The sequence below is a fragment of the Luteimonas soli genome (assembly GCF_042648865.1).
GTDB classification, from domain to species: domain Bacteria; phylum Pseudomonadota; class Gammaproteobacteria; order Xanthomonadales; family Xanthomonadaceae; genus Luteimonas; species Luteimonas soli.
In genome coordinates this window covers 109639-136305 of the sequence record NZ_JBHRYA010000009.1, presented here as the reverse complement: position 1 = coordinate 136305, position 26667 = coordinate 109639, and the positions used below count along the sequence as shown (strand labels likewise).

Here is a 26667-nt window from a genome sequence, read left to right as displayed (position 1 = left end):
GAAACATCCGCGTTCGCTCACACAAACCTTGCATGCCCATCATGACCCAAACCGGATCCAGGCGGAATCTGGACATGCGCCGCAAGCCCGTGGCGCCACATCGAGGATCACGCCATGAATGCCCAGGTTTCCAACTTCAACGCCCTCCCCAACGCCCTGTTCCCGCAGTCCATCCCGCATCCGTCACGCCGGCACCTGGTCGACGACTTCCCGCTGGACGCAGGCGCGGTCAAGCGTTTCAACCAGCTTCTGGCCCGCTTCCAGCACGCGCCGCTGGACCTGGACCAGATCGCCACGGCCGCCCGCGAACTGCCCTGGCCCAAGGCCGACGGTCGCGCCCCGGGCTGCATCGAGCAACAGCTCAAGCGCGCCACCTCGATCGGCCTGATGATCGATGATCCGGGCTGGGAGCCGGCCAACGACGCCGCTGCCCCCGCCGGGCTGGTGATGGACTACGTACGCAGCCGCCGCGACCTGATCCCGGACGACCTGCCCCGGGTCGGGCGCCTGGACGACGCCATCGTCATCGACGCCGCATGGCCACGGCTGGCCGACGAGGTGGCCTGCTACCTCGACTACTGCCGGATCCGCCGGATCGAGGCCGAACTGCGCGATTGCGAGGTCTCGCAGTTCACGTTCGGACGTGCCGACTGGGAGCAGGCGCGGCGTGCCGAATCGGCATGGACCGAGCACTGCCGGGCGGCCGGCCAGCGCAGCTACCTGCCGGCACCGGCGCCCCGCCACTTCCGCGTATGCTGACGCCGCGTGGCCGGCTCCAGCGAGGACACAGCCATGAACATCGCACGCACGCAGGTCCGCAACATCCTGCTCACCGTGGTGGTCGTCTGCGCCTTCATCATCGACGCGCGCACGGCGCGGGCGACCACTTCCCCATGGCCCGGATGCATGCCGGCGGCGTTCGACGGTGCCGTCGCCGCCGGCATCCGCGACAACTTCCCCCGGTCCCGGGCGCCACGCCCGGGGCCGTCCGCGGACGGCGTCGCACCCGGATGCCCGGCGCGCACCTGAGCCGCCTCGATCCGGCGTCATCCCTTCCGGGCCGTCCACGTGGCGGCCCTTGTTTTTGGCTCTTCACCTGTCCACAGGGGTGGGCGACCAAGTCGACCGTGCGGGCTCCGGTGGGTCGTCACTCCCGGAGACGGGACGCGCGGCAGGCACGATCCCATGTCGCAACCCTGTCAAGTCCTTGTCCGTGCCGGCCCCCCGGCCTAACCTGCAGGCATCCGTTTTTTCTCCTCGATGTCCTCCATGGCGCAATCCCATCGGTCCCGGACCGCCCGGCCCGCGATCCGCCCGGGCGGCCCGTGCAGGACGCGCCCCTGAGTCATGCCAGCCCGCTTCGCCCACCTGCACCTGCACAGCGAGTACTCGCTCTCCGACTCGACGATCCGGATCCCGGAACTCGTCGCGCGTTGCGTGGAACTCGGGCAGCCGGCGGTGGCAATCACCGATCGCAACAACCTGTTCGCACTGGTCAAGTTCTACCGCGCGGCCGAGGCGAAGGGCATCAAGCCGATCGCCGGCGCCGACGTATTCGTCGCCGAAGGCGACGAAGCCCCGACCCGGCTGACCCTGCTGTGCCGCGACCACGCCGGCTACCTGACCCTGTCGCGGCTGCTCACGCAGGCATGGATGGAAGGCCAGCGCCATGATGGCGTCGTCCTGCGCCCGCAGTGGCTGGCGGCGAACAACGGTGGCCTGTTCGCACTCGCAGGCCGCCACGCGCAGGTCGGGCAGCTGGCCGGCAGCGGCCGCCACGACCTTGCCGAACAGGCCCTGGCCGACCTGCAGCGACACTTCGGCGACCGCCTGCACCTGGAGCTGACCCGCTGCGGCCTCGACGGCGAGCAGGCGTTCAACGACTTCGCCCTGCACGCCTCTGGAAAGCTCGGCATCCCGGTGGTGGCCAGCAACGACGTGCGCTTCCTCGCGCCCGAGGGCTTCGACGCGCACGAGGCGCGCGTGTGCATCGCCTCCGGGCGCGTGCTCGACGACCCGCGCCGGCCGCATGACTACGGCAGGCAGCAATACCTGAAGTCCAGCGACGAAATGGTGGCGCTGTTCGACGACGTCCCCGATGCGATCGACAACGCGCTGGCGTTGGCGCAGCGCTGCAACCTCGAGCTGCGGCTGGGCACGTACTACCTGCCGGCGTTCCCGGTGCCGTCGGACCACACGCTCGATTCATGGATCCGCAGCGAGGCGCGTGACGGCCTGGCCAGGCGCCTGGAAACGCAGCCCCTGGCCGAAGGCCACGACCGCGACAGCTACGCCGCGCGCCTGGAAACCGAGCTCGGCGTCATCATCAAGATGGGGTTCCCCGGCTACTTCCTGATCGTCGCGGACTTCATCAACTGGGCCAAGGACCATGGCATCCCGGTCGGCCCCGGCCGCGGCTCCGGCGCCGGCTCCCTGGTCGCCTGGGCGCTGGGCATCACCGACCTCGACCCCCTGCCCTACGACCTGCTGTTCGAGCGCTTCCTCAACCCCGAACGCGTGTCGATGCCCGACTTCGACATCGACTTCTGCATGGATCGCCGCGACGAGGTGATCGACTACGTCGCCGCGAAATACGGCCGCGACCGCGTCAGCCAGATCATCACCTACGGCACGATGGCGGCGAAGGCCGTGGTGCGCGACACCGGCCGCGTGCTGGGCTTCCCGTACGGCTTCGTCGACGGCATCGCCAAGCTGGTGCCGATGACGCTGGGCATTTCGCTCGACGACGCGCTCGGCCGCACCGAAAAATCACGCAGCGACGAGAACTGGCGCTCGGACGAACTGATCGCGCGCTACAACGACGAGGACGACGTCCGCGACCTGCTCGACCTCGCCCTGCAGCTCGAGGATCTCACCCGCAACGCCGGCAAGCACGCCGGCGGCGTCGTGATCGCACCGACGCCGCTGTCGGATTTCTGCCCGCTGTTCGCCGAACACGACGGCGACGGACATGGCCGCAACCCGGTCACGCAGTTCGACAAGGACGACGTCGAGGCGGTGGGCCTGGTGAAGTTCGACTTCCTCGGGCTGCGGACGCTGACGATCATCGATTGGGCGGTGAAGGCGATCAACAAGGGGCTGGGGGCTGGGGATTGGGGGCTGGGGACAGCCAAAGACAAAAGCCAGCCCCCAGCCCCCAGATCCCAGCCCCTTGATATTTCGACCATCCCGCTCGACGACGCGAAGACGTACGAACTGTTCGCGCGTGGCGAAACCGTCGCGGTCTTCCAGTTCGAATCGCGCGGCATGCGCGAGTTGCTCAAGCGCGCGCAGCCGGACCGGTTCGAGGACCTGATCGCCTTGAACTCGCTGTTCCGTCCGGGACCGATGGACCTGATCCCGGACTTCATCGAGCGCAAGCACGGGCGCGCGCAAGTGGAGTACCCGCACCCGCTGCTGGAGTCGGTGCTGGCGCCGACCTACGGCGTGGTGGTGTACCAGGAACAGGTGATGCAGACCGCGCAGATCCTGGCCGGCTACTCGCTCGGCGGCGCCGACCTGCTGCGTCGCGCGATGGGCAAGAAGAAGGTCGAGGAGATGGCCAAGGAGCGCGCCAAGTTCGAGGCCGGCGCGCTCGAGCACCACGGCATCGAGCCGCGCGTGTCCGGGCCGGTCTTCGACCTGCTGGAGAAGTTCGCCGGCTACGGCTTCAACAAGTCGCACGCCGCCGCCTATTCGCTGGTCGCCTACCAGACCGCGTGGCTGAAGGTGCACTACCCGGCGCCGTTCATGGCCGCAGTGCTGTCGTCGGACATGGACAGCACCGACAAGGTGGTGATGTTCCTCGACGAGGCGCGCGCGCTCGGCCTGACCGTGCTGCCGCCCGACGTGAACGCGTCGAACTTCATGTTCGAGGCAATCGATGAGGCGACGATCCGCTATGGCCTGGGCGCGGTGAAGGGCGTGGGCCGCGGCGCCTGCGAGGCGATCGCCGACGAACGCTACCGCAACGGCGCGTTCGACGACCTGCTCGATTTCTGCCGCCGCATCGAATCGTCGAAGTTGAACCGGCGCACGCTGGAAGCGCTGGTCAACGCCGGCGCGCTCGATGCGCTCGGCAGCAACCGCGCCACGCTGATGCTGCAGCTGCCCGAGGTACTCAAGGCCACCGAGCAGATGGTGCGCGAACGAGAGGCCGGGCAGGAGTCGCTGTTCGGCGGCTTCGCCGAGCCCGCCTCGCCCGCGCGCATCGAATTGCCGGAAGCCGCCGAATGGCCGCTGGCGCAGAAGCTTGCCGGCGAGCGCGACACGCTCGGCCACTACCTGAGCGGCCACCCGCTCGACCCCTACCGCGACGAACTGGCCGCGCTGGTCGGCAGCGACCTCGGCCAGCTCGACGCGCTGTGGGCCGCCGGCCAGAACAACGGCCCGCAGAAGGAAGGCCGCAGCTGGCGGCCGGAAACCACCGTGATCATCGCCGGCCAGGTGGGCGGCATCCGCAAGCGCGGCGAGTCGCAGGCGTTCGTGCCACTGGAAGACGGCCGCGGCCGCATTGAGTGCGCGTTCTTCGCCGAGGCGTATTTCGAGTACGCGCAGCTGCTCACACGCGACCGCATCCTGATCGTCGAGGGCGGGCTGCGCGAGGACGAATTCAGCGGCGGTTTCTCGCTGCGCGCGCGGCGTTGCTGGGATTTCCACCAGGTCTGCCCGCAGAGCGCGAAGCGCCTCAACCTGCGCCTGGACCTGCGCGTGGCCGGCGTGCTCGACCGCATCGAAGCGCTGCTCGCCCAGCACCGTCCCGGCGGCACCCCGCTGCGCTACGACCTGCTGCTGCCCGACGGCGCCGCCGGCACGCTCGATCTCAACGGCGGCCACTCGGTGCGCGCCGACGCCGACCTGATCGGCAGCCTGCGCGCACAGCCGGGCGTCCGCGCGGTGAAGCTGGCGATGGGCAGCCGGCCCTGGGCAAACTAGGCCCGTGGGGTGTGTCAGCCCCTGCCTTTGCCCCCTTTGGGAAAGGGGGTATGGGGGATTTGCTCCTGCCGTGGTCCCAAAAGCTCGCGGCTGAAGCCGCTCCCACAGCCCCAACAACGACCATCCGCTAGACTGTTGCCTTTCCGCGTCCCGGCCCGTCGATGAACCCGAACTACCTCGACTTCGAACAGCCCATCGCCGACCTCGAGGCGAAGATCCAGGACCTGCGCCAGGCAAGCCACGGCCCGGCGGTCAACATCGACGCCGAGCTGCACGGGCTGCAGGACAAGCTGCGCCTGCGCACCGCGCAGATCTTCCGCGACCTGTCGCCGTGGCAGGTGTCGCAGCTGGCCCGCCACCCGGCGCGGCCGTACACCAATGACTACATCCGGGTGATCTGCGACGAGTTCCAGGAGCTGGCCGGCGACCGCGCCTATTCCGACGACGCCGCCATCGTCGGCGGCCTGGGCCGCATCAACGGCCGCAGCGTGATGATCCTCGGCCACCAGAAGGGCCGCGACACCAAGGCCAAGGTGCGCCGCAACTTCGGCATGCCGCGCCCGGAGGGCTACCGCAAGGCGCTGCGGCTGATGAAGATGGCCGAGCGCTTCAAGCTGCCGCTGCTGACTTTCATCGACACGCCCGGCGCGTACCCCGGCATCGGCGCCGAGGAGCGCGGCCAGTCCGAGGCGATCGCGCGCAACCTGCTGGAGATGTCGGAGCTGAAGATCCCGATCGTCTGCACGGTGATCGGCGAAGGCGGCTCCGGCGGCGCGCTGGCGATCGGCGTGGGCGACCGCACGGTGATGCTCGAATACAGCACCTACTCGGTGATCTCGCCCGAAGGCTGTGCCTCGATCCTGTGGAAGGACGCAGCAAAAGCACGAGACGCCGCCGAACAGCTCGGCCTCACCGCGAAGCGCCTGCTGGAGCTGGGCCTGATCGACAAGCTGGTGCGCGAGCCGATCGGCGGCGCCCACCGCAACCCGAAGCAGACCGCCACGCGCCTGAAGGCGGTGCTGCTCAACGAACTCGACGCGCTCGAAGCGCTGCCGATGGACGAACTGCTGGAGAAGCGCTACCGCCGCCTGCGCGGGTACGGGGCGTACGAGGCGGCTTGAGGCTCGGGATTCGGGATTCGGGATTCGGGATTCGGGATTCGGGATTCGGGATTCGGGATTCGGGATTCGGGAAAAGCTTTTCGCCTTTGCCCCCTTTGGAAAAGGGGGTATGGGGGATTTGCTTTTCCTACCGCCCTCAAAAGCTTGCGCCTGAAGCCGCTCTGCCGCGGAGCGAACGCGCAAACATCACCAAGCGCGCAAGTATTGCTCCGGTGGTTGCGGTTCGACGCCCAGCGCCCGCGCCGCGCGGCGCGGGAAGTACGGGTCGCGCAGAAACTCGCGTGCCAGCAGCACCATGTCCGCGTCGCCCTGCGCGACGATCGATTCGGCCTGCGCGGGTTCGGTGATCAACCCCACCGCGCCCGTGGCCACGCCCGCCTCGCGGCGGATGCGCGCGGCGAAGGGCACCTGGTAGCCCGGTCCGACGGAAATCTCCTGCCGCGGGTCGAGCCCGCCGCTGGACACGTCGACCAGGTCCACGCCGAGCGACGCCGCGATGCGCGACACTTCGACGCTCTGCTCGACGTCCCAGCCGCCGTCCACCCAGTCGGTCGCGGAGATGCGCAGCCACAGCGGCAGCGATTCCGGCCAGACCTCGCGCACGGCCGCGATCGTTTCACGCAGCAGGCGCGTGCGTCCGTCGAAACCGCCGCCGTAGGCGTCTTCGCGCCGGTTCGACAGCGGCGACAGGAACTCGTGCAGCAGGTAGCCGTGCGCGGCATGGATTTCGACGATCCGGAACCCCGCCTCGTGCGCGCGCACCGCGGCGGCGCGGTAATCGGCCACGACCCCGGCGATGCCGTCCGCATCCAGCGCGACCGGCAGCGGATAGCCCGCGTCGAAGCGCAGCGCCGACGGTGCGACCGTCTGCCAGCCGCCCTCGCCCAGCGGCACCTCGCCCGTCCCGCGCCAGGGCGCGAACGTGCTGGCCTTGCGTCCGGCGTGCGCGAGCTGCATCGCCGGCACCGCGCCCTGTCCGTCGATGAAGTGCACGATGCGCGACCACGCCTGTGCCTGTGCATCGTTCCAGAGGCCCGCATCCTGCGGCGAAATCCGCCCTTCCGGCGACACCGCGCTGGCCTCGGTGAACACCACCGCCGCACCGCCGACCGCGCGGCTGCCCAGGTGCACCAGGTGCCAGTCGTCCGGCATGCCTTCGATCGACGAGTACTGGCACATCGGGGAAACCGCGATGCGGTTGCGCAGCGCGAGACTGCGTTGCTGCAGGGGCTGGAAGAGTCGGTGCATGGTCGGGGGACGCTCGAAGGATGGAGGAGAGGCCCGGCTACTCTAGCGAACTACCTCCCGGTCGCCGTGCCTGCCTGCGGATCACTGCGTCGCGGCGACGTGGCACCATCGCCGCATGAGCGACGCCCTGCTGCCCCCCGGCTTCATCGCGATGCCAGGCATCGAAGGCCACGCGCGGGCGGTGCTGGTCGGCCTCAGCGGCGGGCTGGATTCGGTCGTCCTGCTGCACCTGCTCGCGACGCAACCGCACGTCCGCGACGCCGGGCTGCGCGCGATCCACGTGCACCACGGCCTGCAACCGGCCGCGGACGACTGGGCGGCGCACTGCCGCGTCGTTTGCGAAGCGCTGGACGTCCCGCTCCGGGTGGTGCGCGTCGACGTCGCGCGCGACGCCGGCAACGGCCTGGAAGCCGCCGCCCGCAATGCGCGTCGCGCGGCCTTCGCCGATGCATTGCGCGAGGGCGAGGCGCTGGCCCTCGCCCACCACCGTGACGACCAGGCCGAAACCTTCCTCCTGCGCGCGCTGCGCGCCTCCGGCCCGGACGGCCTGGCGGCGATGCAGCCATGGCAGCGCTTCGCAAAGGGCTGGCTGTGGCGGCCGCTGCTCGGCCTGCCGCGCGCTCGGCTGCTGGCGCATGCGCATGCCCACGGCCTGCGCTGGATCGACGACCCGAGCAACGACGACACCGCGCACGATCGCAACTTCCTGCGCCACCGCATCCTGCCACTGCTGCGCGAACGCTGGCCGGAAGCCGATGCCGCGCTCGCACGCAGCGCAGCGCTCGCGTCCGAGTCGCGCGAACTGCTGCTCGAAGGCGACGACGCTGCCCTCGTGACGGCACGCACGGCCGACCCGCAGGTACTGTCGACCACCGCGCTCGATACGCTGCCACGCGCGCGCCGTGCGCGCGTGCTGCGGCGCTGGATCGAAACGCTCGGCCTGCCGTCCCTGCCGGCGCAGGGGATCGCACGGATCGAGGCGGACCTGCTGGCCGCCGGAACCGACACCGATGCCGCATTCGAATGGCACGGCGCGCGCGTGCGCCGCTGGCGCGACCTGCTGCACGCGGGCATGTGCCGCAAGCCCCTCGCACCGGACTGGTCGGTGCACTGGGATGGCCGGGAACCGCTCGCACTGCCGACCGGCGGCGAACTTCGGCTCGATGGCGCCGCTGCCTTCGACGCACCGCTGCGCGCACACGCGCGCCAGGGCGGCGAACGCATCCACCTGCCCGGCCGCGGCCACTCGCACGCGCTCAAGCACGTGCTGCAGGATCTCGGCGTCCCGCCATGGCAGCGCGAACGCCTGCCGCTGCTGTCCGACGCCGACGGCGAAGTACAGGCCGCCGGCGACCTCGCCGTGTCGGCAAGCCTCGATGCCTGGCTGCGCGCGCACCGCGCCCGACTGCGCTGGCTACCGTAGGTGGGGGCTACGCCCCCGACGCCCCGCGTGAATCGCTCCCCGTTCCGGCACATGGCCGCCATGACCCGCCACCAACCTTGACGTAAACTTCCCTCCATGCCGCGCAAATCCCCCGCCCCCGAAACCGCCGAAACCTCGCCCGTCGCAGATTTCGAGGCCTCGCTCGATGCACTCGAGCAACTGGTCGAAAAGATGGAGCACGGCGAGCTGAGCCTCGAACAGTCGCTCGCCGCCTACGAGCGCGGCGTCGGCCTGTATCGCCGCTGCCAGCAGGCGCTGGAGCAGGCCGAACTGCGGGTGAAGCTGCTCAGCGACCCGGACAATCCGGCATCGGCCGAACCGTTCGGCTCCGCGCCCGACGCCTGAGCGCATGGACGCCGCCTCCATGCAGGCGCAGGCGACCACGCAATGGCGCCTGCGCATCGACGCCGCACTCGAACGCACCCTGCCCGCTGCAGACGAACCACCGCAGCGCCTGCACGCCGCCATGCGCCACGCCGCCCTGCTCGGCGGCAAGCGCATGCGCCCGCTGCTGGTCTACGCCACCGGCACCGCCTTCGGCGCGAAACTAGAAGCGCTCGATGCGCCCGCATTGGCAGTCGAACTGATCCACGCCTACTCGCTGGTGCACGACGACCTGCCGGCGATGGACGACGACGCCCTGCGCCGCGGCCAGCCGACCGTACACGTCGCCTTCGACGAAGCCACCGCGATCCTCGCCGGCGACGCGCTGCAGTCGCTGGCCTTCGCCACGCTCGCGCAGGCGCCCTGCGACGCGGCTGCGGGCATCGCCATGCTGCGCGAACTCGCCGTCGCCGCCGGCTCGCGCGGCATGTGCGGCGGGCAGGCGCTGGACATCGACGCCACGGGGAAGAAATGGGGTCAGAGTGAATTTCGCGCCGAGCAACCGCATGGGCCTGAGATCGCCGGCGCGAACGTCCACCCTGACCCCATTTCCGAACTCGAACACCTGCACGCGCTGAAGACCGGCGCGCTGCTGCGCGCCTCGGTCCGGCTCGGCGCGATTGCCGCCGGCGTCGACACCGCCACGCGCGCGCAACTCGACCGCTACGCCGACGCGCTCGGCCTGGCGTTCCAGGTCCGCGACGACCTGCTCGATGTCGAAGGCGACAGCGCCACCCTCGGCAAGACCGCCGGCAAGGACGCGGCGCAGGACAAGGCCACGTTCCCCGCGCTGATTGGCGTGGAGGCCTCGCACGAACGCCTGCGCGCCCTCAGCCACGCGATGGAGCTGGCGCTGTCCGGTTTCGGCGACAGCGCCGGGCCGCTGCGCGCGCTGGCCAGGCTGGCCGTCGAGCGCGATCGCTGAGACGGCTGCGCGGCTCGTCGCAGTACCTGCCTACCGCGCTGGCACCCGACATACCCGGCCCCTGCAAGCGCGCTGCACGCTCGACCGATCGCGTAGCATCCTCGCCACGGCGGCGATCAAGATCCGTTGATCGCCCGCCCCTGGGGAGGAGGACGCGGTGGCGAGCAGCGACAAGCGCTGGCACGAGCGGGTGGCACAACGGTTCGAGGCCGCGATGGCCTGGGCCAGCTTCACCTTCATCACCCGCTGGGGTGCACTGGAGCGCGGCTATCGCCGGCCCTATGCCAAGCTCGCGCTGCGGCTGAAATTCGCCTTCTACCCGTTGCTCGCGATTGTCGCGCTGGGCTGGCTGGGCTGGGACTGGAACCATTCGCGCAGCCTGGCCGCGGCCGAGGATGCGATCTTCGACACCGTGATCGGCCTGCGCCCGAGCGAGCCGCTGCCGTCGGGCCGGGTGGCGGTGGTCGAGATCGACGACTGCTCGATCGAGTACTACCGCGGCAAGGGTGAAGGCGGCTGGCCCTGGAGCCGGCAGCGCCATGCGGAGCTGCTTGATGCACTCGACCGCGGCGGCGTGCGTGCGGTCGGCTACGACATCCAGTTCATCGAGCGCTCGCGTGCCGACCCGCTCGGCGATCTGACGCTCGACGCGATGGCCGCGGGCGGAAAAGGTCGCTTCGTCTTCGGTTCGGCCAGCGTCCCGGACGACTTTGCCAACGCGGGCAACACGATCCCCGCCGCGAACGCGCCCAACGCATTCGCGCTGGTGCCGGACCCGGCGGCGCCCGGGCCGGGCGTGGTGCTGATGCTTCCCTACGGTGAAGCCATGCGCGCGCACAGCGCGCTGCTGGACGTGGATCGCGGCACCGACGGCATCCTGCGCGACATCACGCTGCGGCGCGAAGCCGGCGACTGGGCGCTGCCGTCGCTGGCACTGAAGGTCGCCAGCGTCGCCAGCGGCCGGCCGGCAAGCGCGTTCCCGGCGTCGATCCGGGTCAACTGGCGCGAACACAGCAAGCTCCCCTACGCCAGCGCCGCCGACCTGATCGAGGGCGAACCGGTGTGCGGTGACGTCCTGCCCGACCTCGCCGGCGTCACCGCGCTGGTCGGCTACACCGCGTCCGGCCTCAACGACGCCAAGCCGACGCCGGTCGACGCGGCCATGCCGGGCGTCGAGATCCACGCCGAAGCGGTCGAGGCGTTGCTCGCCGGCAGCGCGGTGCGGATGCCGCCGGCGTGGTTCAAGTACGTGTTCGCGGCGCTGCTGCTGGTGTTCACCTGCTTCGTGTTCTGGCGCGGCGAGCCGTCGTGGGACATGGATGCGATCTTCGTGGCCTGCAACCTGCTGCTGGTCATCGCCGCCTTCATCGGCCTCAGCAGCTTCGGCGTGTTCTTCGACATCTTCGCCGCGATCGGCTTCGTCAGCCTGGTGTTCGGCCTGTGCCGCAGCTACGCGGCCACGCAGCGCGGGCGCGCGGTCGGCAACGACGACTACCGCCCGCAGTTCGATCCCGACAACGACCACTGGCTGGCGCTGGTACGCCTGCGCTTCGACCCGCACGAAAAGGACCTGGGCCGGCGCGAGACGAAGCGCCGCGTCCGCGAGTACCGCCGGCGCATGCGCGGCTGGCTGTACCGCGGCGCCGAGGCGGTGGCGATCGAGGGCATCGTCGAGTACAAGCACTTCCTCTACGAGTCGCTGATGGACATCAACGTGCTGATGTGGCGCGGCCATGATCGCGCCGAAGTCGCGGCGCTGGCACGGCGCGAACTGCGCTCGCTGCGCGACTACCTGGCGGCGAAGGACCACATCCTCTCCGACCACGGCGAGGTCCTCGTCGCCAGCCAGGTCAGCGTCGCCGTGGCGGCGGACGAATCGGCCGAACAGACGCGGATCCGCGTGTGCCGCGTGCTCGGCCGCCTGCTCGCGGCCGAGGAGGAGCGTCCGCTGTCGGCGATCGACGCGTTCGCCGCCGATGAATCGCCGCATCCGGCTGAATGTGCGGATGCTGAGCGGGTGTCACCTCCAGCCCCCGAATTTCGTAATCCTCAGGAACCCGTCGAACCATCTCCTCGACCAGGAACCCCGCCATGAAGCCGGTACGCAGCAGCCGACACGGCCTGTCCATCCTCCTCGCCTGCCTCGCACTGCTGTGCGCGGGCGCTCTGCCCGCGTCCGCCGCGGAGATGGACGCGACCGTGCACAAGTCGAAGGCCGAGGTCCACCAGGCGCCGGACTTCGGCTCGCCCGAGGTGGCGAAGCTGCGTCGCGGCGACAGCGTCACGGTCGCCGGCCAGCAGGGCCTGTGGTTCCAGGTGAAGCTCGCCGACGGCGCCAGCGGCTACCTGCGCGTCACCGACGTGCGCATGGACTACGCCGCGCAGGAAGGTGGCGACGCCAACGTGCGCGCGCTGTTCACCGGCCAGGCCGGCAAGGGCCGCGTCACCGAGACCGCGGGCGTGCGCGGGCTGGACGAAAGCACGCTGAAGTCGGCGTCCTTCGACGCTGGCGAACTCAGGGCGATGGAAGGCAACCGCGTCTCCCCGGAAAGCGCCGCGTCGCACGCCCGCGCACAGGGCTGGGACGCCACCCGCTTCGCCTACGCGGCCGAGGCGGAAACCGGGAAGCGCGGCGGCGCCAAACAGTCCGAGAAGCGCCGCGGCTTCGGCCTCGCCCGCAGCCTGCTCGGCAACCTCACCGGAGGCGCGGTCGGCGGCTCCGGGGATGCCGTGCTGGACGTGGCCGACAGCGCGATCGGCAAGTCCGAGGACGAGATCCTGGCCGAGGAACTGGCGCTGGGCCCGGAACTGGCCGGGCGCGTGCTCGGCGCCGCCCCTCTGTGGCCGGACGCGCAGGCGCAGCGGCGCGTGAACCTGATCGGCCGCTGGATGGCCTCGCAGACCACCCGCCCCGACCTGCCGTGGACCTTCGGCGTGATCGATTCGCCCGAGATCAACGCGTTCGCCGCGCCCGGCGGCTACGTGCTGGTGACCCGCGGCATGTACGAACTGCTGGCCAACGACGCGGAAGTCGCCGCGGTGCTCGGCCACGAGATCAGCCACGTGGTGCAGCGCGACCACTACAACGTCATCCACAAGCAGCAGGTCACGCGCAGCGGGATCCGCGCCGCGGCGGGCCAGGTCAGCACCGGCAACATCGCCGAAAGCTATGCGAAGGACTACGCCGAGAAGTTCGGCGCCGGGGCGCTGCTGTCCGGGCTGGACCGCGATGCGGAATACCGCTCCGACCAGGCGGCCGAGGTCTACCTGGTGCGCTCCGGCTTCAACCCGCTGGCGCTGTACGCGGTGCTGCAGAAGATGACCGCGTTCGGCACGCAGTCGGCGAGCCTCACGCAGCTGCACCGCACCCACCCGCCGCTGGACGACCGCCTCGACCGCATGGACCGCGGCGGCGTCCCCGGGCTCGAGCGCTACAGCACGCGCGAAGCCGGGATCTGAAAGCCGGAACGGACTAGAGCAGGCGGATCGTGAACGGGTAGCGGTATTCCTCGCCGTTCCAGGCCTTGATCGTGGCGACGATGCTGCACACCAGCCACGCCACCGCGATCGCGGCGATCGCCAGCACCAGCACCAGCCCGGCGGGAAGGGTGACGAGCAATCCCAGGCCCAGCGTCAGCACGGTGGCGCCGACCAGCGCGATGCCGATCGCGGTCGCCACGCAGGCGTAGATGAACATGCTGAGGTTGAAGTTGATCGCCTCGCGCGCGTGGGCGCTGGCGAACGGGGAGTCGTCGCGCTTGATCATGTAGACCACGACCGCGGCGAGCACGCCGGCGGCACCGGCGATCCAGCTGGTCATCAGCGCCAGCACAAGGGCGGACAGGTGCGCGAGCGCCGCCCACTGGCGTTCGCTGGCGGTCGGGGTCAGGGGCTGCGGCAGGCTGCCGTCGGCGGTGTGTTCCATCGTGTGCTCCCGGCCGGACGACAGGTCCGGCACGGGACTCAGGATGGGGCCTGCCGCGGCGCAAGCAACCCGACCAGCGACCAACGCGTGGAGGAGCCGACGAAACGGGCGAAAAGGACGCCCAGCGTCCCCGGCGCCGGGGACACGCCAAGAGCTGGCGGTCTATTTCACCAACCGGAGCGTGAACGGATAGCGGTAGGCGACGCCTTCGTTGGCCTTGATCGCCGCGATGATGGTGAACACCAGCCACGCGATGCCGATGATGATCCACAGCGGGATAGCGATCACCAGGCCGAGGCCGAGGGTCAGGAACGCCAGCAGGAACAGGGCGAAGAACACGATGCCCACGGTGATGTTGAAGTTGAGCGCTTCCTTGGCCTGGTCGTCGACGAAGGGCATGGTGTCCTTCTTGACCAGCCAGATGATCAGCGGGCCGATGAAGCAGCCGATGCTGCCGGCCCAGCCGGAGGTCAGGATGCCGCCGACCAGCGCCGACAGGTGGGCGAACATCGCCCACTGCCGTTCTTCCGCGCCAGGGCCTTCCGACTGCGGCGGTGGCGGTGGGGGCGTTACGGTATCGTTGAAATCGGTCATCTGTCGTACCCCGCTGACGTGATGGAGGGAGCCGGCGGTGCCGGCCCTTCCACAGGATACGTCAGACGGCGCCCATGCCTGCCACGCAACCGGTGGACGCGCGCAGGCCCGCTGCTGCCCGTCGGCCACGGTCCTCTTCCCGATCGTGCCGCGCTGGACCCGACCCGCCCGCCGTGGCGAACGCGCCGCAGCGTGCGCGATGGCGAACGGCCGGCGCCCTGGCTACCTTCCGACTACCCGCCAGCGACGGTCATCTTCCCGATCAGGATCGAACCCGTGCAAATATGCGAGCGCGGGTCGACGTCGCTGCCCACCGCCTCGATGTCGCGGAACATCGCCTTGAGGTTGCCGGCGATGGTGATGCCGTCGACGGCGTGCGAGATCGCGCCGTCCTCGACCCAGAACCCCGCCGCGCCGCGCGAATAGTCGCCGGTGATGTTGTTCACCCCCTGCCCCATCAGCTCGGTGACGAGCAGGCCGCGGCCCATGCCGCGCAGCATCGCGTCGAAGTCGCCGGCGTTGGCTGCGACCTCGAGATTGTGCACGCCGCCGGCATTGGCCGTGGTCGCAAGGCCGAGCCTGCGTGCCGAGTAACTGCCAAGCACGTAGCGCTGCAGCACGCCGTCTTCCACCAGCGCCGATTCGCGCGTGGCCACGCCCTCGGCATCGAAGGCGGCCGAACGCAGGCCGCGCGGCAGGAACGGGCACTCGTGGATCGAGAACCAGTCCGGGAACAGCTGCGTGCCGGCGCTGTCGACCAGGAAACTCGCGCGCCGGTACAGCGCGCCGCCCGACACCGCGCCAAGCAGGTGGCCGATGAGCGAGCGTGCCATCTCGTTCGAGAACAGCACCGGATACTCACCGGTGGCGACCTGCCGCGGCGCCAGCCGCGCCAGCGCGCGCTGCGCGGCGTGGCGGCCGATCGCGGCCGGGGATTCGAGGTCGGACTCGGCCAGCCCCACGCTGTACCAGCCATCGCGCTGCATCGACTCGCCCTGCCCGGCGATCAGCGCGCAGCCGATGCTGTGCAGGGTGTCGCGGTCGCGGCCAACGAAGCCGTGCGAGTTGGCGTAGACGCTCAGCGACTGCCCGCTGCCGATCGAGGCGCCGTCGGAGTTGCCGATCCGCGCGTCGCAATCGCGGCCGGCGGTTTCGCAGGCCAGCGCGAGGTCGATCGCGCGGTCCGCGTCCAGCGCCCACGGGTGCCAGCTGTCGAACTCGCGCAGGTCGGTGGCCATCAGCGCGGCGTCGGCCAGGCCCGCGGCCGGATCGTCCTCGGTGAACCCGGCGATCGCGCAGGCCTGGGCCACGGTCGCCTCCAGGCTTTCCTCGCGCAGGTCCGCGGTGCTGGCGCTGCCCTTGCGCTGGCCAAAGTACACGGTGACGCCGATGCCGCGGTCGCGGGTCGACTCGACCGTTTCCACGCTGCCCATGCGCACGCCGACGTGGAGGCCGCGCTCCTCCGTGCACGACACCTCGGCCTGGGTCGCACCGCTGGCGCGGCAGCGCTCGAGCAGGCGCGCGGCGATGGCTTCGAGGTGGTCCAGGCGCGCCTGGCTGTCATCGGCGGCGGGAACGTCTGGGGTAAGGGCTGTGTTCAATGGACTATCCTTGCGACTTGATCCGAGTGGCGGACGGCATGCGCGGCAGAGACGAAGAAACCGGTGAATTCCTCGGCGCCAGCCGCAGCCAGCAGCGGCGCGACGCGCTGGACGTGCTGGAACTCGCGCAGCGCCTGGTCGCGCTGCCGCCGGCGCAGCTGGCGAAGCTGCCGGTGCCCGAGGACCTGCACCCGCACATCGCAGACACGCGGCGCATCACCTCGCACATCGCGCGCAAGCGGCAGATGGCGTTCCTGGCCAAGCAGATGCGGCGCGAGGACGACGAGGCGCTGGACGCGATCCGCGACGCGCTCGACGCCGGCGGCGAATCCGCGCGCCAGGAAACCGCCCTGCTGCACCGCGCCGAACGCTGGCGCGAGCGCCTGCTCGAGGAAGGCGACGCCGCGCTGGCGGAACTGATCGAAACGCACCCGGCGGCCGACCGCCAGCAGCTGCGCCAGCTGGTGCGCAACACGCTCGACGAGCGCAGGCGCAACAAGCCGCCGCACGCGTTCCGCGAGCTGTTCCGGGCGGTGAAGGATCTGCTGGAAGCCGGTGAAACCGACGCGGACGAACCCGTCTAGCGACAATTTTGTGGGAGCGGCAACCGTCACGCCTGCGTGCCACCAACGGTCAGCCCGTCGATCAGCAGCGACGGCTGGCCCACGCCCACCGGCACGCTCTGGCCATCCTTGCCGCACACGCCGACGCCATCGTCGAGCGCGAGGTCGTGGCCGACCATCTTCACCTTCTGCATCGTCTCCGGGCCGTTGCCGATCAGCGTGGCGCCCTTCACGGGCGCCGTGACCTTGCCGTCCTCGATCAGGTAGGCCTCGGTGGCCGAGAACACGTACTTGCCGTTGGTAATGTCGACCTGGCCGCCGCCGAAGTTGACCGCGTACAGGCCGCGCTTGACCGAACGGATCATCTCCTCCGGGTCGTGCGTGCCGGCGAGCATGTAGGTGTTGGTCATGCGCGGCATCACCAGGTGCGCGAAGGATTCGCGGCGGCCGTTGCCGGTCGGCTTCGCACCCATCAGGCGCGCGTTGAGCGTGTCCTGCATGTAGCCGGTGAGCACGCCGTCCTCGATCAGCGTGGTGCACTGCGTGGGCGTGCCTTCGTCGTCGATGTTGAGCGAGCCGCGGCGGCCGTCGAGGGTGCCGTCGTCGACGATGGTCACGCCGGGCGACGCCACGCGCTGGCCCATGCGGCCGGCATAGGTGGACGTGCCCTTGCGGTTGAAGTCGCCCTCCAGCCCGTGCCCGACCGCCTCGTGCAGCAGCACGCCCGGCCAGCCCGCACCGAGCACCACCGGCATCACTCCTGCCGGCGCGGCGATCGCCTCCAGGTTCACCAGCGCCTGGCGCAGCGCTTCGCGCGCGAATTTCTCCGGCTTGCCGTCGGCAAGCAGTTCCTCGTACGAGTAGCGGCCGCCGAAACCCGCGAAGCCCGACTCGCGGCGCCTGTCCTGCTCGACGATCACCTGGATGTTCATCCGCACCAGCGGGCGCACGTCGCCGGCGAGCACGCCGTCGCTGCGCGCCACCAGGATCGTGTCGACGCCGCCGGTCAGGCCCACCATCACCTGCTTCACGCGCGGGTCCGCTGCGCGCAGCAGCCTGTCGACGCGGCGCAGCGCCTCGACCTTGGCCGCATTGCCGAGCGCATCGATCGGGTCGTGCGGCGCATACAGCTGCCGGCCCTGTCCCGCGGTGAGCGCGCGCGCGACGTGGCCATCGCCCTCGCGCGCGATCGCGCGCGCGGCGTTGGCCGAAGCCAGCAGCGCCTGCGCGTTGATGTCGTCGGAATAGGCGAAGCCGGTCTTCTCGCCGGACATCGCGCGCACGCCCACGCCCTGCTCGATCGAATGCGCGCCGTCCCTGACGATGCCGTCCTCGACCGTCCAGGCCTCGCGCCGCGCGTGCTGGAAATACAGGTCACCGAAGTCGATGCCGGGGCCGAGCAGCGCGCCGAAGGCGCGTTCCAGCCCGGTCGGGTCGAGGCCTGCAGGCGTCAGCAGGCGGGACTGGGCAAGCGCGAGCGGTGAACTCTCTGGATTTGAACCGGAAGTCGTCGTCATGGCGTCGAGTTTGGGGCGCTGGCCGGATTTGGCAAGCCGGCGCCGGCCGGCACCGGCGCGGGCGCAGGTTCTTCGGCGCCACTCGCCTCATCGGCCGGCCGCGGCGGCGCGGGCGGTGGCTGCGCGGGCGCCTCCGGCGCACCGCGGTCCACCACTTCCACCTTCGGGTCCTTCCACGGCCCGGTGACGCGATAGCTCTTGGCACCCATCTCGCCCAGCGGCTTGCGCAGCACCGCATTGGTCAGCGCGCCGACCGCCGCGCCGACCGGACCGCCCGCGAGCGCGCCGGCGACGGTCAGCAGGTTGCCCGACTTGGGCAGCACCTCGATGTGCTGGTCGAAGGTTTCCGCGCGCAGGTCGGCGCTGCCGTGGATGCGGATCTCGGCGGCGGGGCCGTCGATGTTCATGTCGTCGCTGCGCGCCTGACCGCCGGCGAACGTGACCGTGCCGCCGATGCGGTTGAAGGCGAACCCCTTGGAGAACAGGTCGCGGAAATCCAGCAGCAGCCGGCGCGGCAGCTCGGCGACGCTGAGCAGGCCCAGCACGCGGCCGGCGCCGGGTTCGACGTCGACCAGCTGTCCGTCCCTGGCGGCGAGCGTGAACCTGCCCTGCAGGTGGGCCAGGCGGAACCCGGCCGGGCTGCCGGGCCAGGTCGCGTCGAGATGCGCCTCGCCGTCACCACCGGCCATGCGCCCGCCGTAGCCGAGGCCGGCGAGCAGCGCGCCGAAATCTTCACTGTCCACGTCGACCTTCAGGTGCGTGCGTGCGGACGCGCCGCGCCCCAGCCAGTCGCCACCGACGTCGATGCGCTGTTCCGGCGCCCGCGTCTGCAGGCGTTCGATGCGAAGGCCGCCAGCGACCGGCCGCGTGTGCACCTCGGCCTTGCCGAGCATCGCGTCACCGAAGCGCAATTCGTCGATGACGATATCCAGCGGCGGCACGCCTGCGGGGTCGATGTCGTCGTCGGCGGCCTCGCGCGGATCCGACGTCGCCGCGTCCGTCTCGCTCTTCTTCGGTGGCGCACTCCAGAACACGCGCGAAAACCTGCCGGTGACCGGCGCGTGGTCTACGCGCGGGATCGACAGGCTGCCGGCGAGCCGCGGACTGTCGACGCGGACATCGGTGCCGGCGGTCGACGGCTGCGCGCGCAGGCGCGCACCGTCGAAGCTGCCGCCGAGCAGCAACAGGCGGTCGGCGACGACGTCGATGCTGCGCAGCGGAAGCGCGTCCCCGCTGCCGCCGGTCGCCAGGCCCATCCACTCGATGGCGTCGAGCGTCGGCGTGCGTCCGCTGGCGACCAGCCCCGACGCGGGCGGCGGTTCGGCGACGCGGTCGCTGCCCAGCACCACGCGCACGCCGGTGCGGCCGCCCGTGCCACGCGCGCGCAGCGCCAGGCGCTGGCCGAACGCGACGCTGATGTCGCCCGCGCCCAGCGGCAGCGTGGTCTCGACCGTCGTCGGCAGCGCGGCGGCCGCAGGCTTGTCGAGCGGCTCGGGCAGCGCCAGCCGCGTGCCCACCAGGTCCGAGCGCAGGCGCAGCCTGGTCGGCGGCTGCACATGCGTGCCCGCAGCGCCTGCGTTCGCGGCGCCCGGGCCAGCGGCGATCGACAGCGCCACCGTCCACGGCGAACGACCGCTGACGCGGGGCTCCAGCCACGCCATTTCAGGCGCGTAGCCGAGCAGCTCGTGGGCATCGAGCGTTGCCGCGACTTCGGCCTCGAACGCGTTGCCGCGATCGCGTACGTGGCCCTCGCCCGCGCGCAGTGCCAGCCGGCCGGGCTGGCCTTCGTGCACGGCCTGCAAGTCGGCGGCGGTAAACCCCTCGTGGTCGTACGTCGCCTCGCCGCGCACTTCGTCGAAGGCCAGTTTCCAGCGCTTCTCGCCCAGGCTGACACCGGCGAGCGCGATGCGGCCGCCGATCCTCGGCGCAGGGGCGTCGTGGTGCAGCGGCAGGTCGAGCGTGAAGCTGGCCGTGGCCGGGCCGCTGGCGGTGAGGTTGTCGAGCGTCTCGGCGCGAGTCTCGTGCAGCGGACTGTGCTGGAGCAGCGCGAGCAGCTTCGCGGCGTCGGTCTTCGCATCGGCATCGACCCGGAGATCGGCTTCGCGGAAATCGACGATGCCTGCTTCCAGCCGCGGGATCGCCACGCCCGCTATCGCGCCGCGCCCGTCCACCGTGAAGCCGTTGCCGACGAAGCTCACGTCGCCGTCGAGATGGTCGGCCGCCGGCCAGTCGGGCTGGAACTTCACCACCGCCCCATCCAGGCGTCCGTTCGCCTCGAACAGGCCCTTCGCCGCCTGGCCGCGTTCGCCGGCGCGGAACGGCCAGTCGTCGAGGTCGCCGGAGACCACGGCATGGCCGTCGAGCACGCGGCCGTCGACCAGCGCGGTATCGAGCCAGTGCAACGTCGCCTCCGACATCTGGCTGCGCACCCAGAAGCGCTTGGCGACCGGGACCTGCGTGTCATCCAGCCGCGCGGCGATGTCGATGCGCGGGCGCGTGCCGTCGCCTTCGAACGTCAGCCCGCCGCGCACGTCGGCGCCGTAGCCGGTGCCGTCGATGCGCAATGCCGGCGTTGCGATCCGCCAGCCCGCGTCCTCGCGCCAGCCGCCGACGCGGCCGGCCAGGTGCACGTCGTGGGGCGCGCCGAAGCCGCTGGGCCAGTCGAAGCGCAGCGTCGCCTGCGGATCGAACTCGAACGACAAGCCCTTCGCGTCGCCATCGAGGATGCCGGACAAACCGCTGATCCCGGGCGCGTCGCCGTGCGCGGCAAAGCCCAGGCCTTCGATGCGCGCATGCGCGGCCAGCGCGCCGCCACGGACGCCGGCAACCGAGACATCGTGCAGGACCGCATCCGGCCTGGCGTCGAGCAGCCATCGCCGCGCACCGGGCTCGATGCGGTCGCTGAGCGCGACCAGCGCGAGCAGCGGCCCGGCGTCGATGCGCTGGGCCAGCAACGCCTGCCGGCGTCCGGCGGCCACGACCAGCCCGTCCAGCGACTGCGCGTCGTCGCCCTCGCCGATGCGCAGTCGCGGCGCGTCGAGGCGCCAGCCACCATCGATCTGCTGCCAGCGCGCCTGCAGCTGCACGCCGCCGACATCGATCCGCGGCGGCGCCTCGCCCTTCGCCAACTGCGCGCCCTGCAGCCACAGCCCCTGCAGCTGCGCGTCGGCGGTGACGGCGGCCACCCGGTGCCCGCGCAGCTGTGTCCAAGCCTCGATCCGCCCGCTGCCATCGGCGACCGTGACGCCGGCGGCGTGCAGTAGCGGCGACCACGCCGAAAGGTCGACCCGGTTCGCGGCGAAGTAGCCGCGGCCATTGCCGTCCTTGCGCCCGAAAGCCACGCGCGCTTCCACCGGCTCGGCGTCGGTTCGCATCCAGGCACGCATCCCGATGCGGACGCGCTCGCCGTCGACGCGCAGGCGCATGTCGATCCGCGGCAGTTGCGCCAGGATTCCGAGCGCCGGCGCCTCGATGCGCAGCTTGCCGCCGATCACCTGCAGTTCGCCAAGGCCTTCGAGCGCGGAGAACGGGTCGTCGCTCGACTTGCCGTCACCGGGCAGGCCGCGCACCTGCCAGCGGCCGTCATCGTCACGCTGCAGCGTCAGCTCCAGTCCGCGCAGGCGCAGCTCGGTGAACGAACTGCCCGGAAGCAGCCCCGCGTACTGCGAGACCAGCACTTCCGCCTCGCCGATCGGCACCGCGTCCGCACCGTCGCCGATGCGCATGCCGTCCAGGCGCAGCAAGGGTCCGCGGCGCGTCCATTGCGTTTCGACATGATCGAAACGCACGCTGCGCTCGGCGCGCGCGCTGAGCCAGGCCTCGATCCGCTCGGGATGCCGCTCCGCCCACGGCAACAGCACCTGGCTCACGATGCCCGCCACCAGCGCCATCACCACCAGCACGATGGCGACGGCGTACCAGGCACCGCGCCGCACGCGGCGCAGGCTGCGTTGCAGGGTTGGGGACATCAGCAGTTGGCTCCGCGTACGCGGAGCCGGGGCTGGGAGCTGGGGGCTGGGGGCTGGGGGAAGGCCAGAGCCCCGAGCTCGTATCGGTTCTCTCGCTGTCGTCGCGGTTGCGGAGCGCCGCCAGCTTTTTGCTCCTGACTTCCCCCAGCCCCCAGCCCCCAGCTCCCAGCCCCGGCTTCAAAGCAGCACGACATCGAACTGCTCCTGCAGGTACTGCTCGTCGGCCTGGAAACGGATCGACTTGCCGAGGAACTCCTCCAGCTCCGCCACCGCCGCCGACTCCTCGTCGGTGATGCGGCCGACCACCTTCGGCGAGGCGATCACCAGCAGCCGCTCGGCCTCGAACTGGCGCACGGCGCGGACGATCTCGCGGAAGATCTCGTAGGTCACCGTCTCGGCGGTCTTGAGCATGCCGCGGCCGCCGCACTCGTGGCACAGCTCGCTGAGCTGGCGCTGCAGGCTTTCGACCGTGCGCTTGCGCGTCATCTCCACCAGGCCCAGCGGCGAGAAGTCGTACACGGTGGTCTTGGCGTGGTCGCGGACCAGCGACTTCTCCAGCGTGCGCAGCACCTGGCGGCGGTGCTCGGCATCGGTCATATCGATGAAGTCGATGATGATGATGCCGCCCAGGTTGCGCAGGCGCAGCTGGCGCGCGACCGCCTGCGCGGCTTCCAGGTTGGTGCGGTAGACGGTTTCCTCGAGGTTGCGCTGGCCGAGGAACGAGCCGGTGTTGACGTCGACCGTGGTCATCGCCTCGGTCTGGTCGATGACCAGGTAGCCGCCGGACTTGAGCGGGACTTCCTTCTCCAGCGCGCGCTGGATCTCGTCCTCGACGCCGTACAGGTCGAACACCGGGCGCGCGCCCGAGTAGTGCTCGATCTTTTCCGCCAGCCCCGGCATGTACTGGGCGGCGAAGGTGCGCAGGCGATCGCAGGTCTCGCGCGAGTCCACCTTCACCTTTTCCACGTCGCGCCGCATCAGGTCGCGCACCGCGCGCATCGGCAGCGTGAGGTCTTCATAGATGCGGCTGCCGACCTTCGCTTCGCGCACCTGCTGCTCGATCAGCGCCCAGGCGCGTCCCAGGTAGGCGATGTCCTCGGCCAGCGCCTCCGACGGCTGGCCCTCGGCGTTGGTGCGCACGATGTAACCATGCTGGCGGCCACCGGCGGCCAGTTCGCCGACCAGCGACTTCAGGCGGGTGCGCTCGGCTTCGTCCTCGATCCGCGCGGACACGCCGATCGTGCGCGACTGCGGCAGTAGGACCAGGTAGCGCGAGGGGATACTGATCTGCGTGGTCAGGCGCGCACCCTTGCTGCCGATCGGATCCTTGACCACCTGCACCACGATGTCCTGGCCGTCGCGCAGCAGTTCGCCGATCGGTGGCACCAGCTGCGGCTGCGACGGCGGCGCTTCCTCGTCGCCGGCGATCTCGGGCGTCGGCAGCGAGCGCATCACGTCGCTGGCGTGCAGGAACGCCGCGCGCTCCAGGCCGATCTCGACGAACGCCGCCTGCATGCCCGGCATCACCCGCTGCACACGACCCTTGTAGATGTTGCCGACCACGCCGCGCGACCAGCCGCGCTCGATGTGCAACTCCTGCAGCATGCCGTTCTCGACCACCGCCACGCGGGTTTCGCGCGGGGTGACGTTGACCAGGATTTCCTCGCTCATCGCGCGGCCTCCGGGGTCCCGACGGCCGGCTGTTCCAGGCCCGGCAGGGCGATCCCGAACTGGCGCAGCAGCGCCACGGTCTCGTACAGCGGCAACCCCATGACCCCCGAATAGCTCCCGGAAAGCTTGCGGACAAACATCTCGCCGCCTCCCTGGATGGCGTATGCGCCGGCCTTGCCCATCGGCTCGCCGGTCGCCACGTAGGCGGCGATCTGCGCTTCGGACAACTCGCCGAATGTCACCTGCGACACCGACACCGCCTGTGCCTCGCGCTCCGCGGACACGACCGACACTGCCGAAACCACCTCGTGCGTGCGACCGGACAGCCTGCGCAGCATGCCGGCCGCATCTTCCGCGTCGCGTGGCTTGCCGAACACCTCGTCCCCGAGGATGACCTCGGTATCGGCGCCCAGCACCGCCACCCCCGGCACGCCGGCCACCTTCAGCAGGCCCGCGCCGGCCTTCTCCCGGGCCACGCGACGCACGTACTCGGCCGGCGCTTCGCCGGGCGCGCGTCGCTCCGGCACGTCGAGGTCGAGCACGCCGAATTCGAGGCCGAGACGGCCCAGGAGTTCGCGGCGGCGGGGGGATTTCGAGGCGAGATGCAACATCGTGGAAGGATACCCTGCAGGCCGCGACCAGCCCCGGTCCAGCGCGCGCCAACCCCATTCAGGCTCACGACCCGTTCACTGGATGGTACCGACCCTGACCCGCATCCCACGATGGAGACCCCCATGATCCAGAATCCCTTCCGCCCACTCGCGCTCGCCAGCGCCCTTGCCCTGAGCTGCATGACCATGACCGCCAACGCCCAGACCCCGCCCCCCGCCGTTTCCGCCAGCGAGGGCACCCTGCTTTCGGTCTCGGCCCAGGCCGAAGCCAGCCGCGTGCCGGACGTGGCCTCGCTGTCGACCGGCGTGGTGACCCAGGCAGCCGACGCCAATGCCGCGCTGGCCGCCAATGCGACGCAGATGAACAAAGTGATGGCCGCCATCAAGGCCGCCGGCATCGCCGAGAAGGACATCCAGACCAGCGGCATCAGCGTCAGCCCGCAGTACAAGTACGGCGACAACCAGCCACCGACGATCACCGGCTACCAGGCCAGCAACACGGTCAGCATCAAGGTGCGCGAGATCGACAAGCTCGGCGAGGTCCTCGACGCACTGGTCGCCAGCGGCGCCAACCAGGTCAACGGTCCCAGCTTCGAGATCGACCACCCCGAGGCGGTCTACGACGAAGCCCGCCGCGGTGCACTCGAGAAAGCGCAGCAGCGCGCGCAGATGTACGCCAAGTCGCTGGGCATGCAGGTGCGCCGCATCGTCAGCATCAGCGAAGGCGGCGGATTCCAGCCCCCGCGCCCGATGATGATGGCCAAGGCCAGCTTCGACCGCGCCGGCGCCGAATCCTCGCCGGTGTCGCCCGGCGAGACCACGCTGACGGCGAACCTGGACGTGGTGTTCGAACTGGGCCGCTGAGCCGGATGTTCGACCGCAAGCATGTGGAAAGGCGGGCACTGGCCCGTCCTTTCCCGTTTCTTGGTCGCGACTCCGGTTGCGGTGCGAAAAGCACGCCGGGGGCGTAACCCCGGCCTACGGCCAACCGCGCAGGTCGGGCTTGCGCGTGCGACGGCCCCTGATCTTCGATCCCCGAAAAACCGGTGACGGCGAATCGACGAAGCGTCGCCACGGCATCACCTCCCCTGCACGCGCATCGTGCGCAAGTTGAAGTCGCGGCCGGTGCGGCACGACTTCCCGACAACCCAACCCCGCTCCCGCCGCCCACGCGTTATCGATCGTGTCACGCAAACTATGGAGGTGGGTCATGGTCCTGCAACACGCTCATTCGTTCTCCGCTGCTTCGTCCCCGCGGCTTGACGTCGCCCGCATCGCCGCCGGGGCCGGGGCGATCGCGCTCAACGTCGCTGCCTTGCTGCTGCTGTTGATCCCGGCGGGCCTGCCGGATCTCGCCGCGCCGTCCGACCGTGGAATGGTGGTGGTGCCGATCATCGACAGGATCATTCCGCCGACGCCGCCGGTTCCAGTGCCCGTCACCAGGCCCGTCACGCCCGTTGCACCGACCACGCCGGCACCCGTGCGACCGGACGTCGTGCAGCCGGTGATCGAGCAGGTCGTCGTCGACCAGGGCACGCTGCAGGCCGAAGAAACCGTGGTGCCGGCGACCGATGCCGGAACGGGCGACATCGCACCGCCGGCCGGGCCGATCGCCGGCGTGCGCCTGGAGTACGCGGACGCACCGTCGCCACCGTACCCGCGCGACGCGCTGCGCGCCGGCCTGCAGGGCACGGTGATGCTGCAGGTGCTGGTCGACGTCGACGGCCGCCCGCTGCAGGTCGACGTCGAGCGCAGCAGCGGCCACCGCATACTCGACAACGCCGCGCGCAGGTACGTGCTGCAGCACTGGACGTTCCGGCCGGCGATGAGGAACGGGCAGCCGGTGCAGGCGATCGGACTGGTGCCGATTGCGTACAGCCTCGATTGAAGTCGTCGCTGTTGCAGATGGACGAAGCCCGCGTCGGGAGGCGCGGGCTTTGTTTCTGGCGTGCGTAAACGTGTTCTGGCCGTGAGGCAAAAGCTCGCGGCTTCCGCCTCTCCTACAGGGGCCACGACGATCGGTGCCTTTGCTTTTGCCTTTGCCTTTGCCTTTGCTGTTGATCTTGACCTTCGGGGCCCCTCCGCAGCGGCGGAGCCGGCGGACAAGACCCAAAGGGCGCCGCACATGGATGTGCGGCGTTTTTCGCAGGGGCAGGATGC

At 70.5% G+C, this 26667-nt stretch carries 21 protein-coding genes; 13 read left to right on the top strand and 8 right to left on the bottom strand.

Translation table 11 applies throughout. From position 1 onward, the window contains the following. The first annotated feature begins 114 nt into the window (after positions 1-114). The 4 genes from ACFONC_RS13420 (at position 115) to ACFONC_RS13405 (ending at position 6056) form a co-directional block, all read left to right on the top strand. Positions 115-759: a hypothetical protein gene (locus ACFONC_RS13420; protein WP_386744889.1), complete on the top strand. Its 645-nt coding sequence runs from the start codon at positions 115-117 to the stop codon at positions 757-759. 33 nt (positions 760-792) lie between these two features. Next, on the top strand, positions 793-1029 hold the full coding sequence (locus tag ACFONC_RS13415; protein ID WP_386744887.1) for a hypothetical protein: 237 nt from the start codon (positions 793-795) through the stop codon (positions 1027-1029). Between the two features lie 318 nt (positions 1030-1347). Continuing rightward, positions 1348-4935 carry a DNA polymerase III subunit alpha gene (gene dnaE, locus ACFONC_RS13410; RefSeq protein WP_386744885.1) on the top strand — a complete coding sequence of 1196 codons (3588 nt, stop codon included), beginning with the start codon at positions 1348-1350 and terminating at the stop codon, positions 4933-4935. Positions 4936-5096: 161 nt separating this feature from the next. Then, positions 5097-6056 carry an acetyl-CoA carboxylase carboxyltransferase subunit alpha gene (locus ACFONC_RS13405; protein ID WP_386744883.1) on the top strand — a complete coding sequence of 320 codons (960 nt, stop codon included), beginning with the start codon at positions 5097-5099 and terminating at the stop codon, positions 6054-6056. A 186-nt stretch (positions 6057-6242) separates the two neighbouring features. Here the strand turns inward: ACFONC_RS13405 and ACFONC_RS13400 are convergent, their stop codons facing one another. Beyond that, positions 6243-7304, bottom strand: coding sequence for an NADH:flavin oxidoreductase/NADH oxidase (locus ACFONC_RS13400; protein ID WP_386744881.1), 1062 nt, complete (start codon positions 7302-7304; stop codon positions 6243-6245). Between the two features lie 151 nt (positions 7305-7455). On the opposite strand from ACFONC_RS13400, the gene tilS reads away from it, so the two are divergent. The 5 genes from tilS to ACFONC_RS13375 all read left to right on the top strand — a co-directional run bounded on the left by tilS (position 7456) and on the right by ACFONC_RS13375 (position 13516). Beyond that, positions 7456-8727, top strand: coding sequence for a tRNA lysidine(34) synthetase TilS (gene tilS, locus ACFONC_RS13395; protein WP_386745158.1), 1272 nt, complete (start codon positions 7456-7458; stop codon positions 8725-8727). 96 nt (positions 8728-8823) lie between these two features. After that, a complete protein-coding gene (locus tag ACFONC_RS13390; RefSeq protein WP_386744879.1) occupies positions 8824-9093 on the top strand; it encodes an exodeoxyribonuclease VII small subunit in 270 nt (89 codons plus the stop codon). A gap of 19 nt (positions 9094-9112) precedes the next feature. Continuing rightward, positions 9113-10057 carry a polyprenyl synthetase family protein gene (locus ACFONC_RS13385; protein WP_386745156.1) on the top strand — a complete coding sequence of 315 codons (945 nt, stop codon included), beginning with the start codon at positions 9113-9115 and terminating at the stop codon, positions 10055-10057. A 157-nt stretch (positions 10058-10214) separates the two neighbouring features. Continuing rightward, positions 10215-12152 carry a CHASE2 domain-containing protein gene (locus ACFONC_RS13380; protein ID WP_386744877.1) on the top strand — a complete coding sequence of 646 codons (1938 nt, stop codon included), beginning with the start codon at positions 10215-10217 and terminating at the stop codon, positions 12150-12152. Further along, complete coding sequence (locus ACFONC_RS13375) at positions 12149-13516, top strand: M48 family metalloprotease (protein WP_386744876.1); 1368 nt, start codon at positions 12149-12151, stop codon at positions 13514-13516. The genes ACFONC_RS13380 and ACFONC_RS13375 overlap by 4 nt, the downstream gene beginning before the upstream one ends. Positions 13517-13529: 13 nt before the next feature. Here ACFONC_RS13375 and ACFONC_RS13370 read toward each other — a convergent pair whose 3' ends face one another. The 3 genes from ACFONC_RS13370 to pmbA all read right to left on the bottom strand — a co-directional run bounded on the left by ACFONC_RS13370 (position 13530) and on the right by pmbA (position 16177). Further along, positions 13530-13982 (bottom strand): DUF4870 domain-containing protein, encoded by a 453-nt coding sequence (locus tag ACFONC_RS13370; RefSeq protein WP_386744874.1) that lies wholly within the window; start codon positions 13980-13982, stop codon positions 13530-13532. Positions 13983-14144: 162 nt separating this feature from the next. Beyond that, positions 14145-14492 (bottom strand): DUF4870 domain-containing protein, encoded by a 348-nt coding sequence (locus ACFONC_RS13365; protein ID WP_386745154.1) that lies wholly within the window; start codon positions 14490-14492, stop codon positions 14145-14147. A gap of 317 nt (positions 14493-14809) precedes the next feature. Beyond that, a complete protein-coding gene (gene pmbA, locus ACFONC_RS13360; RefSeq protein ID WP_386744872.1) occupies positions 14810-16177 on the bottom strand; it encodes a metalloprotease PmbA in 1368 nt (455 codons plus the stop codon). A 38-nt stretch (positions 16178-16215) separates the two neighbouring features. Between pmbA and yjgA the strand changes: the two genes are divergently transcribed. Next, positions 16216-16761, top strand: a complete 546-nt coding sequence (gene yjgA / locus ACFONC_RS13355) for a ribosome biogenesis factor YjgA (RefSeq protein WP_386744871.1) — start codon at positions 16216-16218, stop codon at positions 16759-16761. A gap of 26 nt (positions 16762-16787) precedes the next feature. Here yjgA and tldD read toward each other — a convergent pair whose 3' ends face one another. The 4 genes from tldD to ACFONC_RS13335 all read right to left on the bottom strand — a co-directional run bounded on the left by tldD (position 16788) and on the right by ACFONC_RS13335 (position 24507). Next, the gene (gene tldD, locus ACFONC_RS13350) at positions 16788-18257 is read right to left on the bottom strand and encodes a metalloprotease TldD (RefSeq protein ID WP_386744869.1); all 1470 of its coding nucleotides are present in this window, start codon (positions 18255-18257) and stop codon (positions 16788-16790) included. Continuing rightward, positions 18254-22225 carry a YhdP family protein gene (locus ACFONC_RS13345; RefSeq protein ID WP_386744867.1) on the bottom strand — a complete coding sequence of 1324 codons (3972 nt, stop codon included), beginning with the start codon at positions 22223-22225 and terminating at the stop codon, positions 18254-18256. The genes tldD and ACFONC_RS13345 overlap by 4 nt, the downstream gene beginning before the upstream one ends. A 177-nt stretch (positions 22226-22402) precedes the next feature. Next, positions 22403-23896, bottom strand: a complete 1494-nt coding sequence (gene rng / locus ACFONC_RS13340) for a ribonuclease G (RefSeq protein ID WP_386744865.1) — start codon at positions 23894-23896, stop codon at positions 22403-22405. After that, positions 23893-24507, bottom strand: coding sequence for a Maf family protein (locus tag ACFONC_RS13335; RefSeq protein ID WP_386744863.1), 615 nt, complete (start codon positions 24505-24507; stop codon positions 23893-23895). The genes rng and ACFONC_RS13335 overlap by 4 nt, the downstream gene beginning before the upstream one ends. Positions 24508-24630: 123 nt before the next feature. Between ACFONC_RS13335 and ACFONC_RS13330 the strand changes: the two genes are divergently transcribed. From ACFONC_RS13330 to ACFONC_RS13320, 3 genes are all read left to right on the top strand, one after another. Beyond that, the gene (locus ACFONC_RS13330; protein ID WP_386744861.1) at positions 24631-25371 is read left to right on the top strand and encodes an SIMPL domain-containing protein; all 741 of its coding nucleotides are present in this window, start codon (positions 24631-24633) and stop codon (positions 25369-25371) included. Between the two features lie 346 nt (positions 25372-25717). Further along, entirely contained in the window at positions 25718-26395 is a 678-nt protein-coding gene (locus ACFONC_RS13325; protein WP_386744859.1) for an energy transducer TonB, read from the top strand. Positions 26396-26476: 81 nt separating this feature from the next. After that, the coding region (locus tag ACFONC_RS13320) for a hypothetical protein (RefSeq protein WP_386744857.1) at positions 26477-26667 on the top strand (191 nt) is incomplete at its 3' end.

What these genes read in the sequence shown, in the direction of transcription:
- ACFONC_RS13420 (WP_386744889.1), top strand. Translation starts at nt 115, where the DNA reads ATGAATGCCCAGGTTTCCAACTTCAACGCCCTCCCCAACGCCCTGTTC.
- ACFONC_RS13415 (WP_386744887.1), top strand. Translation starts at nt 793, where the DNA reads ATGAACATCGCACGCACGCAGGTCCGCAACATCCTGCTCACCGTGGTG.
- dnaE (WP_386744885.1), top strand. Translation starts at nt 1,348, where the DNA reads ATGCCAGCCCGCTTCGCCCACCTGCACCTGCACAGCGAGTACTCGCTC.
- ACFONC_RS13405 (WP_386744883.1), top strand. Translation starts at nt 5,097, where the DNA reads ATGAACCCGAACTACCTCGACTTCGAACAGCCCATCGCCGACCTCGAG.
- ACFONC_RS13400 (WP_386744881.1), bottom strand. Translation starts at nt 7,304, where the DNA reads ATGCACCGACTCTTCCAGCCCCTGCAGCAACGCAGTCTCGCGCTGCGC.
- tilS (WP_386745158.1), top strand. Translation starts at nt 7,456, where the DNA reads ATGCCAGGCATCGAAGGCCACGCGCGGGCGGTGCTGGTCGGCCTCAGC.
- ACFONC_RS13390 (WP_386744879.1), top strand. Translation starts at nt 8,824, where the DNA reads ATGCCGCGCAAATCCCCCGCCCCCGAAACCGCCGAAACCTCGCCCGTC.
- ACFONC_RS13385 (WP_386745156.1), top strand. Translation starts at nt 9,113, where the DNA reads ATGCAGGCGCAGGCGACCACGCAATGGCGCCTGCGCATCGACGCCGCA.
- ACFONC_RS13375 (WP_386744876.1), top strand. Translation starts at nt 12,149, where the DNA reads ATGAAGCCGGTACGCAGCAGCCGACACGGCCTGTCCATCCTCCTCGCC.
- ACFONC_RS13370 (WP_386744874.1), bottom strand. Translation starts at nt 13,982, where the DNA reads ATGGAACACACCGCCGACGGCAGCCTGCCGCAGCCCCTGACCCCGACC.
- ACFONC_RS13365 (WP_386745154.1), bottom strand. Translation starts at nt 14,492, where the DNA reads ATGTTCGCCCACCTGTCGGCGCTGGTCGGCGGCATCCTGACCTCCGGC.
- yjgA (WP_386744871.1), top strand. Translation starts at nt 16,216, where the DNA reads ATGCGCGGCAGAGACGAAGAAACCGGTGAATTCCTCGGCGCCAGCCGC.
- tldD (WP_386744869.1), bottom strand. Translation starts at nt 18,257, where the DNA reads ATGACGACGACTTCCGGTTCAAATCCAGAGAGTTCACCGCTCGCGCTT.
- ACFONC_RS13345 (WP_386744867.1), bottom strand. Translation starts at nt 22,225, where the DNA reads ATGTCCCCAACCCTGCAACGCAGCCTGCGCCGCGTGCGGCGCGGTGCC.
- rng (WP_386744865.1), bottom strand. Translation starts at nt 23,896, where the DNA reads ATGAGCGAGGAAATCCTGGTCAACGTCACCCCGCGCGAAACCCGCGTG.
- ACFONC_RS13335 (WP_386744863.1), bottom strand. Translation starts at nt 24,507, where the DNA reads ATGTTGCATCTCGCCTCGAAATCCCCCCGCCGCCGCGAACTCCTGGGC.
- ACFONC_RS13330 (WP_386744861.1), top strand. Translation starts at nt 24,631, where the DNA reads ATGATCCAGAATCCCTTCCGCCCACTCGCGCTCGCCAGCGCCCTTGCC.
- ACFONC_RS13325 (WP_386744859.1), top strand. Translation starts at nt 25,718, where the DNA reads ATGGTCCTGCAACACGCTCATTCGTTCTCCGCTGCTTCGTCCCCGCGG.